The 11,519-nt window shown below is 69.8% G+C and carries 7 protein-coding genes and 1 pseudogene; 3 read left to right on the top strand and 5 right to left on the bottom strand.

Annotation, left to right across the window (positions count from 1 at the left end):
• Positions 1 to 164 precede the first annotated feature (164 nt).
• Positions 165 to 1,745, top strand: a complete 1,581-nt coding sequence (locus CES90_RS28150) for a sodium:solute symporter family protein (RefSeq protein WP_189786608.1) — start codon at positions 165 to 167, stop codon at positions 1,743 to 1,745.
• Between the two features lie 144 nt (positions 1,746 to 1,889).
• On the opposite strand, the gene CES90_RS28155 is transcribed toward CES90_RS28150, so the two are convergent.
• Complete coding sequence (locus CES90_RS28155) at positions 1,890 to 2,348, bottom strand: GNAT family N-acetyltransferase (protein WP_189786607.1); 459 nt, start codon at positions 2,346 to 2,348, stop codon at positions 1,890 to 1,892.
• Positions 2,349 to 2,424: 76 nt separating this feature from the next.
• Positions 2,425 to 3,540, bottom strand: a complete 1,116-nt coding sequence (locus CES90_RS28160; RefSeq protein ID WP_189786606.1) for an ADP-ribosylglycohydrolase family protein — start codon at positions 3,538 to 3,540, stop codon at positions 2,425 to 2,427.
• A 346-nt stretch (positions 3,541 to 3,886) separates the two neighbouring features.
• Between CES90_RS28160 and CES90_RS28165 the strand changes: the two genes are divergently transcribed.
• A complete protein-coding gene (locus CES90_RS28165) occupies positions 3,887 to 5,332 on the top strand; it encodes an FG-GAP-like repeat-containing protein (RefSeq protein WP_189786605.1) in 1,446 nt (481 codons plus the stop codon).
• A 188-nt stretch (positions 5,333 to 5,520) separates the two neighbouring features.
• A complete protein-coding gene (locus CES90_RS28170; RefSeq protein ID WP_189786604.1) occupies positions 5,521 to 6,039 on the top strand; it encodes a DUF2165 domain-containing protein in 519 nt (172 codons plus the stop codon).
• Positions 6,040 to 6,139: 100 nt separating this feature from the next.
• Here the strand turns inward: CES90_RS28170 and CES90_RS28175 are convergent, their stop codons facing one another.
• The 3 genes and pseudogenes from CES90_RS28175 to CES90_RS28185 all read right to left on the bottom strand — a co-directional run bounded on the left by CES90_RS28175 (position 6,140) and on the right by CES90_RS28185 (position 11,149).
• Positions 6,140 to 7,366 carry a PQQ-binding-like beta-propeller repeat protein gene (locus CES90_RS28175; RefSeq protein ID WP_189786603.1) on the bottom strand — a complete coding sequence of 409 codons (1,227 nt, stop codon included), beginning with the start codon at positions 7,364 to 7,366 and terminating at the stop codon, positions 6,140 to 6,142.
• A gap of 711 nt (positions 7,367 to 8,077) precedes the next feature.
• A pseudogene (locus CES90_RS28180) lies at positions 8,078 to 8,434 on the bottom strand (ATP-binding protein); the annotation flags it as partial.
• Between the two features lie 102 nt (positions 8,435 to 8,536).
• A complete protein-coding gene (locus tag CES90_RS28185) occupies positions 8,537 to 11,149 on the bottom strand; it encodes a bifunctional FO biosynthesis protein CofGH (RefSeq protein ID WP_189786602.1) in 2,613 nt (870 codons plus the stop codon).
• Positions 11,150 to 11,519 lie beyond the last annotated feature (370 nt).

Below are 11,519 nucleotides of genomic sequence, written 5' to 3' on the forward strand. Positions count from 1 at the left end.
TTCGACTCCTCTTTTCAGCCAACTCGCCGTTCATATATGTAAACTGAAGTCACCGCACCGAACTTTTTTACCCCCTCTTGACCTTCCACTTCCTTGCCGTGGGTATGCCACCGAACTCAGAGTTCACATGCCTGACCCTGGCGGCGGACCCTGGAAGGGGGCCCATGAACAGTCTCGACTGGGCCGTGCTCATCGGCTACTTCGGTGTGATGGTCGCGATCGGCGTCTGGTCGCACAAACGCGTGGACAACGTCAGTGACTTCTTCACCGCGGGCGGCAAGATGCCGTGGTGGCTGTCCGGCATCTCGCACCACATGTCGGGCTACAGCGCGGTGATGTTCACCGGGTACGCCGGTATCGCGTACACCTGGGGTGTGACGTCCTTCGTGACGTGGTCCTTCCCCATCGCCCTCGGCATCGCCATCGGTTCGAAGCTGTTCGCGCCGCGCATCAACCGGCTGCGGTCGCGACTGCATGTGGCATCCCCTCTCGAGTATCTGAAGAACCGTTACAACCTGGGTACCCAGCAGGCGCTCGCCTGGTCCGGGATGCTGCTGAAGATCGTGGACGTGGGCGCGAAGTGGGCGGCCATCGCCACGCTGCTGTCGGTCTTCACGGGCGTCTCCCTGAACCAGGGCATCCTCATCACCGGCACCATCACCGCCGTCTACTGCACGATCGGCGGCCTCTGGGCGGACGCCCTGACGGAACTCGGCCAGTTCGTCATCCAGTTCCTGGCCGGAATCGCGATGTTCATCGCCGTGTTCGTCAAACTCGACGACTTCGGCGGCTTCTTCGGCGTCTGGGACCGCCCGGAGCTGAAGGGCCACGGAGAGCCCCTCGTCGGCCCGTACGGCACGATCTTCCTGCTCGCGTTCCTCTTCATCAAACTCTTCGAGTACAACGGCGGCATGCTCAACCAGGCCCAGCGCTACATGGCCACGGCCACCCCCTACGAGGCCGAGCGCTCGGCCCGGCTGTCGGCGGTCCTGTGGCTGGTCTGGCCGCTGGTGCTGTTCTTCCCGATGTGGATGTCGCCGCTGCTGGTGAAGTCGGAGAAGGGCGACGGCTCCGACACATACGCCCTGATGACCGAACAGCTGCTGCCGCACGGCCTGTTGGGCCTCGTCATCGTCGGCTTCTTCTCCCACACGATGGCGATGTGCTCCTCCGACGCGAACGCCATCGCGGCAGTCTTCACCCGCGACTGCGCGCCGGTGATCTGGCGCCGGGCGCGGACGTGGACCGAGGGGCAGGGGCTGCGGGTCGCCCGCGTCACGACCGTCGTCTTCCTGGGCCTGTCCATGGCAGCGGCCACGCAGGTGAACTCACCCGCCTTCAAGGACATCATCACCGTCGTCATCAAGTGGGTGGCCGGCCTGATGGGCCCCATGGCCATCCCGATGATGCTCGGCCTGCTGCGCCCGTTCCGCCGCTCCGGCCCGACGGCGGCGCTCACCAGCTGGGCGTGCGGCCTGTTCGCCTTCTGGCTGGTGAACTACCCGATCCACTGGAACGTCGAGGGCGGCGTCCCGCTCCAGTACCAGGTGTCCATCCCGCTGGCCGTCTCGCTCGTGCTGTACATCGTCATCGGCTTCATCAAGCCGGAGGACACACCCGAGCGGCTCGCGATCATCGAGAAGATCAACACCGATGGGGACGGGGACGGATACGGGGGTGCGGGGGCCGCGGCGGTTCCGGCGCCGGCGCCGGGGAAGGACGCATCGAGTCCTACGGGGGTTTGAGGGCTTGAGGGCGGAGCTCGGGGGTGCGGTGTGTGGGGCGGGTGCGGGTGGGTGGGGGTTGTTCACGCAGTTCCCCGCGCCCCTGAATGCACGGCCCTGCGGGCCAGGGGCGCGGGAACCTGCGCGATCAACCCAACACAACGGTCACGGACAAACGCGCCCGGCCCCGGGCTCGCGCGCCATGAAAACGTCCACCGGGTCCTCCGATTCGAGGGTGAACCCATGGCGTTCGTACAGCCGCCTGGCCGGACTCCCCCGCAGCACGTTCAGGCGGACGACCGTGCCGTCGCGGTCGCAGCGGGACAGGAGCTCGCGCAGTACGGCCGTGCCGATGCCGGTGCCCTGGAGGTGGGGGGCGAGGTAGAAGTGCTCCAGCCAGTGGGCGTCCGGTGACGGGCGCAGGGCCACGCCGCCCGCGAACTCGCCGCTCACCTCGATGATCCACGTATGGGTCGGGTCGTAGGCGTCGCGGAGGCGTTGGCGGACGCGGTGGGGGTCGTAGCGGCCCAGGCGTTCGAGGTCGGGGCGCATGACGACGGCGCGCAGGTCGGCCAGGGGTTCGAGGTCCGCGGCCGTCGCTTGTCGTAGGGTCCAGTCCGCCATGATCGGCACGCTATCGCGGCGTCGGGAGCGGGAGGACGTGAGGGGCGGCCGCTCAGCCCCGTGGATACCGTGCCCGTCAGCCCCGTGGATACCGCGTCAGCCAGCCCGACGACGCTCCCCCCGGGCCGTGCAGGGCCGGGCCCTGGGTCATTTCCAGGGCGAAGTCGTCCGCGAGGACCAGGAGCGTCGGCCGTCCCTCCAACTCCGCCAGCCAGGCCGGGGGGAGGGCCGTCTCGCCGTGGAGGGCGCCCAGGAGGCCGCCGGTCAGGGCGCCCGCCGCGCCGGAGTGGCCGCTGTGGTTGACGGCGAGGCAGAGGCCCTGGCGTACGTCCTCGCCGACCAGGGTGCAGTAGACGGCGACCGCGAGGAGGCCCTCGGCCGTGCCGTTGCCGACGAGGGCCTCGACGAGGGCCGGGGCGGGCGCGCTCTGGCGTACGGCGTTCATGGCCTGCTGGAGGGCATCGGTGACGGGCTGGTGTCCGGGGCGGGCGGCGAGGAGGACGAGGGCCTTCTCGACGGCGGCGTCGAGGCTCTCGCCGCGGGCGAGGGCGTGGACGATGACGGCGTACGAGCCGGCCGTGAGGTAGGCGGTCGGGTGGCCGTGGGTCTGGGCCGCGCACTCGACGGCCAGTTGGAAGACCAACTGCGGTTCCCAGCCGACCAGGAGGCCGAAGGGGGCCGAGCGGGCCGCCGCCTCCGCGCCGGGTTCACCGGGGTTCTTGGGGGCGTCGAGGGTGCCCATCGTCTCGTCGGCGAAGCCCAGGAGGCAGGCGCGGGACGGGTCACGGCGGGCGTAGAGCCACTCCTCGCGGGCGAGCCAGCCGTCGTCCTTGCGGCGTTCGTCGGGGCCCCAGTCGCGCTGGGTGGCCGCCCAGCGCAGATACGCCCGGTGCAGGTCCGTCGGCGGGTGCCAGGCGCCGGTGTCGCGGCGGACCTGGGCGCGTATCAGCCCGTCGACGGTGAACAGGGTGAGCTGGGTCAGGTCGGTCACCGCGCCGCGTCTGCCGTACGCGGGCGGCAGATCGGTCAGCCCGTCGGGGCCGTACGTCTCGCCCAGTTGCTCCATGGTGAGCCCGGCAACCGGCGAACCGAGGGCGTCACCGACTGCGGCGCCCAGCAGTGTTCCGCGCACCCTGCTGCGGAAATCCTGCTGCTCGACCCGCCCCCAGACGGCACCGGCTGTCGCGCCCACCGCGGCCTCCTCATGACCCCACCCCCGCACGTCAGTACGTCAGTACATACGTACGCCCCTACCCCCCAACAGTCCAGCACTGTAATCGAATGGGAACGGCCCGTTCGGGGCTCTCCAGAGGCTCTCCAGGGACTTTCCGCGAGCCCGATCGCCCGGGACCGACGCCGGAATCGACGCCGGAATCGACGCCGGAATCGACGCCGGGCTCGACCCCGGGCTCGACCCCGGGCTCGACCCCGGGATCACCCCGGATCGGCATGGGGAACACAACCGTTTCGCCCTCCCGGCCGTCAAAGCGTGCGGATGTGAACAGCAGACGCATCCGAGCCCAACTCCTGGAGAATCCGTGCACCTTCGCAACGCCCGCCGCGCGACTGCCCGTACGGCCCCTCGTACGACCGCCCGTACGGTCGCGGGATGTGCCGCCGTCGCCGCCGCGCTGCTGGTCACGCCGCTCGTCACCGCCGGGCCGGCCGGCGCGGCTCCGAAGGCGCCGGTCGTCGACTTCAACGGCGACGGCTTCGCCGACCTCGTGACCAACGCGCCCCGCGCCACCGTCGCGGGCACCGAGGGCGCCGGCTACGTCTCCGTCGTGTACGGCTCCACGGCGGGCGCCGACACCGCGCACCCCCAGGTGATCTCGCGGACCACGGCATGGCTGCCGGGGACCGCCAAGGCGGGCATCTCCTTCGGCCAGGCCACGGCCGCGCGCGACCTCGACGGCGACGGCTTCGCCGACCTCGCCGTCGGTGGCTTCAACGACAGCGACGTGGTCCTGTGGGGTTCGGCGAGCGGGCTCACCTCGGCCTCCGTGCTCCCCGGCAAGGTCAACCGGGTGGCCGACGGCGACTTCAACGGCGACGGCAAGGGCGACCTCGTCACCACCGGCGACGGGGGCCTCCAGATCAAGCTCGGCCCGTTCACCCGCGCCGGTGTCGCGGCCAGGACCTCCTCCCTCCCGGTCGGCGAGGAGGACGAGGTCTGGGACCTGACCGTCGGCGACATGAACGGCGACGGCAAGGACGACCTCATCACCACGGGCGGCTTCGAGGAGATGTCGTACCAGGCCCAGTGGTGGAAGGGCACGTCGACCGGCGTCAGCTCGACCGCCAGGTCCACCGGCCACTTCACCCTCGGCGGTGTCGTCGCCGACGTGAACCTGGACGGCTACGGGGACTACGTCGCCCGTGACGTCGGCCAGGTCTCGGAGGTGAGGGACAGCGAGGCCGGCAACGTCCGCGTCGTCTACGGCTCCACGACCGGCCCCTCCACCCGTACGACGAAGATCACCCAGAACACCAAGGGCGTCCCTGGCGCCTCCGAGGCCGCGAACCCCGACGACCAGTACGGCGGCGACCAGTTCGGCCACTCCGTGGCCGCCGGTGACGTGACCGGCGACGGCTACCCGGACATCGCGGTCGGCGTCCCCGGCGAGGACATCGGCTCCATCAAGGACGCCGGTGCCGTCGTCCTGCTCAAGGGCGGCGCCGCCGGCCTCACCGGCACCGGCGCCCAGGCCTTCAGCCAGTCGAGCTCCGGCGTCCCCGGCGCCTCCGAGACCGGCGACTCCTTCGGCCGGTCCGTCTCCCTCCTCGACGTCAACGCCAACAACCGCGCCGACCTCGCCGTCGGCGCCCCGGCCGAGGACGGCACGTACGCGGACTCCGGCGCGGTCTGGCTCTTCCGGGGCTCGAAGTCCGGACTGGTCACGACGAACATCACGTCCTTCGGCCCGGCCGTGTTCAAGGCACCGGAGAAGGGGGCGTACTTCGGGACGGGGTTCGCGCAGTAGAGGCCCCGCGGATGCCCTCCCCCTCCTCCGTACAGCCCGGTCGGGCCACCACCGCTCCGGTGGCCCGGCCGTGCACCTCCCGGATCGGGAGGGCATCCGCGTTTTTTCGCCATCGAACGCCCCTTGTCGTGATCCAACTCGCCGAAAAACCACTGGGGTTGATCCTCGGTCACGCACATAGTTGATCCATGGCTGAAAAGCAGACCCCCCGCGTATCCCTCCTCCCCCTGGCCTCCACACTGCTCGTCGGCACAGTGGCCCTCTACATGGCGCTCGTAGCGTTCAGCAACATCACCGACTTCGGCACGAACCAGGCGTTCGTGCAGCACGTCCTCGCCATGGACACCACGTTCAAGGACGAGGACCTCATGTGGCGGGCCATCGAGTCGAAGGGCATCCAGGACGCGGTCTACGTCCTCATCATCATCTGGGAGACGATCGCGGCCCTGCTCCTCCTCGCCGCCACCTACTCCTGGACCACCGCCCTCCGCCACCGCACCTTCCACACCGCCCGCCGCTACAGCACCCTCGGCCTCCTCATGGTCCTGCTCCTCTTCGGCGCCGGCTTCATCGCCATCGGCGGCGAGTGGTTCGTCATGTGGCAGTCGGGCGACTGGAACGGCCTGGACGCCGCCCTGCGCGTGTTCACGCTGAGCGGCGTGGTGCTGCTGGTGACGTATTTGCCGGCGAATGATTCAACGGGGTGATGATTCATGGTGGTTGGGCGGCCTGCCACTGGTAGTGGCAGGCCGTTGCAGGTCAGCGGGACAGGCTCATCCCACCCCGCCCCGCAGTCGGGCGGCCGGATCACACGGCGGGCAGCGCGTAGATCCGCTTCCCGTGCATCACGGCCAGCCGGTTGCCCGCCGCCACCACGTACCACTGCTGGAGGTTGCCCGTGTTGTCGTTGTAGGTCCAGCGCAGCTTTCCGCTCTTCGCGTCGAAGGCGTGCACGCCGCCGTCCTTGTCGAACTCGGTCGCGCCGTAAACGGTGTCGCCCACCTTGGCGAACTGCCAAGCCTGAGTCGACTCCTGCAGATCCTCGTTGTGCCAGATCTGCTTGCCCGTACCGGGGTCCACCGCCCACATGCCGCGTGCGGTGTCGGACGCGTAGAGAACGCCGTCCAGGACGTACGGGTCTCTGAACGTGCTGAACTCCTCCGTGGCGAGCGACCAGCGTTCCTTGCCCCCGGCCAGTTCGAGCGCTCGCAGCTGCCGGCCTTCCGCCAGTATCACCAGATCCTTGTGCAGAGCGACATGACGGTAGTTGGACTTGCTGAGCTTCTTGGTCCACAGCTGTCGGCCCGTCGCCGTGTCGCGGACGGTCAGGTTCTTCCGGAAGTCCGTGTAGACGAGGCGTTCACCGATGACCGATGCGGTGATGCCGTACTCCTCGGTCCCCGTGTCGCGCTGCTCACGCCAGGCGATCTTGCCGGAGGTGGTGTCGATGGCGGCGATCACGTTGTCGGGCGTCGGAAAGCCCTTCTCCAGCTTGCCGGCGAGGACGTAGACGTGACGGTCGTCGGCCGCGATCGGGCGCGGCTGCTCGTACTCCTTGCCCAGGCGACTGCGCCAGGTCTCCTTGCCCGTGGCCGGATCCAGACCCACCACGTCACCGTCGTACTCGGCGCTGGCGAGGTAGAGCGTCCCGCCGCCGACGATGAGTTTGGCGCCGGGCGTGGTGACGCCGGTTCGAGTCCACCTCGCCTTGCCGCTCGCGATGTCGCGTCCCACCAGCGGGTCGCCCGCGACCAGGACCAGGTCCCCGATCACCGCCAGCGCCTCGGTACCGGCCGCGTCCTTGTTCGCGGCAGCCGCCTGCCACAGTGGCTTGGGTGCGGTGCCCGGCGGCGGAGTGGTGAAGCTGTCACCGTTCTTGTCCCCGCCCGGCGTCGGGCTGTCGCCCGGCACCGCCACTTCGTCCTCGGGACCGCACCCCACGAGCCCGGCTCCGAAGACGGCCAGTCCCAGCCCTGTTCCGGCCAGCCTGAATACCTGTCTCCGCGACACCGCGTGCCCGGCACGACTGTCCACGTCATTTCCCCCTCGTAACTGTTCGGCCGCCCCTTGGGACGTGTTGAGCGCCGTCAGGCTAGCCGTCGATTTTCGGCCGAACGCCTGACGGATCGTAATCGGCACAGAGTCGTGAAACTCCTGTCACTCCGTCAACGGCGGTCCGGTACGGGTCCCCAGCGGTCCGAAGGCAACGCGAGATCACGTTCTACGGCTGGAGTAGTGGCCGACCGTGACGGAGCCATGCCCGAGAGCGGCCAACTCGGTGGCGAGCCGTTCCACCTACGCCACGACGCCCGGCGGGAGCCCGTCGGTGACGTATGCGGCGCTCGGTTGTAGTCCCAGGACCAGTCCGCCACAGGCCTGCCTCGGCTTCGGCCGCTTCCCGGATGGCGCGGCTCTCGGCGATGGCCTCGGACGGGTCCTGCTCGCCGTCGTCGACGATCCGCTCCAGCTCACGCAGGCGCCGGGCCCTCGCACTGATTGGTCAGGCCCTCGTCCGGGATGCCAGCCCCTGCGGGGGCCGAAGCATGCGTGGGGTTGTGTCGCTGCGCGTGTCGCTCGCGTCGCTGAGTGTGTTGCTCGCGGCAGACGCTGCACCATCGACGGCCCCGCGCGCCGGCCAGACCGGCAACGATCACTCGTGAGGGTGGTCGAGCGGGGATGGCGGGGCTGGGCCGGGCCGGCTTCTTTCCCAAGTTCCTTTGGTCTTTGGCGCCGTGACCTGCCGCATCACGGAGCCCCGCGACCCGGCACCGTCAACTCGGCCCACACCGTTTTGCAGCCCGCGGGCGCCTCGTCGACGCCCCAGCGGTCGGCGTAGGCCGCGACGAGCAACAGCCCCCGGCCCGACTCCGCGTCCGTCGCGGCCGGGTTGGGGATACGGGGGATTCGGTCACCTCGGGCGTCGGTCACTTCGACGCGCAGCTGATCGCCGGGGTCGAGCCTGAGCCTCAGTCGGAAGTCCCGTTCCGGTACGCGGCCGTGGAGCACGGCGTTCGACGCCAACTCGGCCACGACCTGTGCCGCGTCCTCCAAGGGCACGCCGCAGTCGTCGAGTTGCCGTTCCGTGAGGAGACGAGCAAGTCGAGGGTGAAGAACGCCGCACCGTGCACCTCGTGTTCGCGTCCACCCACCATCCGAAGGACACCGAATAGTCCCGGGGGCCCGGACAGGTCCCGGTCGCGACGGCTACTCCAACACGGGCAACAGCTCCGGCAGATGTCCGTCGGAGAGCCGTGCCGCCTTCTGTCGTTCCTCCGAAACCTCGCCGTACAGGGTCGTGCGGGGCCTGGCCGGGCGCCCGGCCGCGTCCGCGACGGCGATCAGGTCCTTCACCGACTTGTAGGAGCCGTACGACGAGCCCGCCATACGGGAGATGGTCTCTTCCATCAGCGTGCCGCCGAGGTCGTTCGCACCCGACCGGAGCATCTCCGCCGCGCCCTCCGCGCCGAGCTTCACCCAGCTGGTCTGGATGTTGGGGATCCAGGGGTGCAGGAGGAGTCGGGCCATGGCGGTGACCGCGCGGTTGTCGCGCATGGTGGGGCCCGGGCGGGAGATGCCGGCCAGGTACACGGGCGCGTTGGTGTGGATGAAGGGCAGGGTCACGAACTCCGTGAAGCCGCCGGTCCGTTGCTGGATCCCGGCGAGCGTGCGCAGGTGGCCGAGCCAGTGGCGGGGCTGGTCCACGTGGCCGTACATCATGGTGGAGGACGAGCGGATGCCCAGCTCGTGGGCCGTGGTCACCACCTCGATCCACGTCGCCGTCGGGAGCTTGCCCTTCGTCAGAACCCAGCGCACCTCGTCGTCGAGGATCTCGGCGGCCGTGCCGGGGATGGTGTCGAGGCCCGCTTCCTTCGCCGCGCCCAGCCACTCCCGGATGGACATCCCGGTCCTCGTCGCGCCGTTCACCACCTCCATCGGGGAGAAAGCGTGCACGTGCATACCGGGGACGCGGGACTTGACCGCCTTCGCGATGTCGAAGTACGCCGTGCCGGGCAGGTCGGGGTGGATACCCCCCTGCATACACACCTCCACAGCACCGACATCCCAGGCCTGTTGCGCCCGGTCGGCGACCTGGCCCAGCGAGAGCGTGTACGCGTCCGCGTCCGTCCTCCGCTGGGCGAAGGCGCAGAAACGGCATCCGGTGTAGCAGACGTTCGTGAAGTTGATGTTCCGCGTGACGATGTACGTGACGTCGTCGCCGACCGCCGAGCGGCGGACGTCGTCCGCGACCTCGCACAGCGTGTCCAGCGCCGGCCCGTCCGCGTGCAGGAGCGCCAGCGCCTCGGCGTCGCTCAGCCGGGTCGGGTCGTCGGCGGCGACCCGCAGCGCCTGCCGCACATCGGTGTCGATGCGCTCCGGCGCCATGCCGGGGGCGGCCGCCTCACGCAGGGCGCCCCAGTCGCCGTAGACCTCGTCGAAGTCGTCGCGGCGGTCGGACGTACGGCCCTCGGTGTCGATCGAGGAGTGGAGATCCGTACGGCCGGCGGCGACGAACACCTCCTCGGGCTCCTGCCACGGGTGCCCCTCGACGACCGCGTCCGGCAGGGCCAGCCCCGTCTCCGGGTCGGCGAGTGCCCGGACATGCGGCAGCAGACGCGGGTCCAGCCACGGCTCGCCGCGCGTCACGAACTCCGGGTACACGCACAGCCGTTCCCGCAGCTCGAACCCGGCCGCCGCGGACCGCTCCGTCAGCTCCTCGATCTGCGGCCAGGGGCGCTCGGGGTTCACATGGTCGATGGTCAGCGGGGACACCCCGCCCCAGTCGTCGATCCCGGCGCCGATCAGGCGTTCGTACTCGCTGTCCACGAGGTTGGGCGGGGCCTGGATGCAGCCGGCCGGGCCCATGATGTGCCGGGCGACGGCCACCGCCGCGACCAGTTCGTCCAGTTCCGCGTCCGGCATACCGCGCATCGCGGTGTCCGGCTTGGCGCGGAAGTTCTGGATGATCAGCTCCTGGATGCCGTGGTAGGCGCGGGAGACCTTCCGGAGGGCGAAGAGGGACTCGGCGCGCTCCTCGTACGTCTCTCCGATGCCGATGAGAATGCCGGACGTGAACGGCACGGACGACCGCCCCGCGTCCTCCAGGACCCGCAGTCGTACGGCCGGCTCCTTGTCCGGGGAGCCGTAGTGCGGACCGCCGGGCTCGGACCACAACCGCGTCGCGGTCGTCTCCAGCATCATGCCCATGCTCGGCGCGACGGGCTTGAGCCGCTGGAAGTCCGTCCAGCTCATCACGCCCGGGTTGAGATGAGGCAGCAGCCCCGTCTCCTCCAGGATCCGGATCGAGATCGCCCGGACATACGCGATCGTGTCGTCGTATCCGTGCGCGTCGAGCCACTCGCGCGCCTCCGGCCAGCGTTCCTCGGGCTTGTCGCCGAGGGTGATCAGCGCCTCCTTGCAGCCGAGGGCGGCCCCCTTGCGGGCCACATCGAGCACCTCGTCCGGCGACATGAACATCCCGTGCCCGGCCCGCCGCAGCTTCCCCGGCACGGTGACGAACGTGCAGTAGTGACACTTGTCGCGACAGAGCCGGGTGAGCGGGATGAACACGCTCTTGGAGTACGTGATGACACCGGGCCGGCCGGCCTCTTCAAGGCCCGCGTCCCGCACCCGGCCGGCGGACGCGACGAGGTCGTCCAGGGCCTCGCCGCGCGCCTGAAGCAGCACGGCCGCCTCGGTGACGTCGATGGCGACGCCGTCCCGGGCGCGTTTGAGGGCGCGGCGCATGGCGTTCTCCGTCGGGCCGGTGCCGCCGGGGCGGTCGGTGGGGCCGGTGCCGGAGGTCGCGGAAGTCGTCATTCTTCGAGCATACGAGCGACAGGATCAGCCCAGGCAGCCACGGGCGTGCGGGAGGGGGCGCGTTGCATTACATGGTGTAATCGGCGGCCTCGCGACGGGCGACCCCATCAGCGCCCAGGACCCCGGCGTTCGCCTCGGGCGTCCTGTGGCCGACCGCCGAACACGCGGCGATAACCGCGCAGGGACAACTGCCCAGCGGCAACCGCCGAATCCCTCGGTCAGTATGAACTGGCCGGTAATAACTTCCATTCACCCGGGTGCCATTGTCCCGCCCTCCCGGTTTACCCGCCCTCCCGGTTTACCCGCCCCCGGTTCACGCGACTGACCCGGTCCATCCGTGCGCCTTCTCTGATGGATCGGTGAACACATC

The sequence above is a fragment of the Streptomyces capitiformicae genome (genome assembly GCF_002214185.1).
Taxonomy (GTDB): Bacteria; Actinomycetota; Actinomycetes; order Streptomycetales; family Streptomycetaceae; genus Streptomyces; species Streptomyces capitiformicae.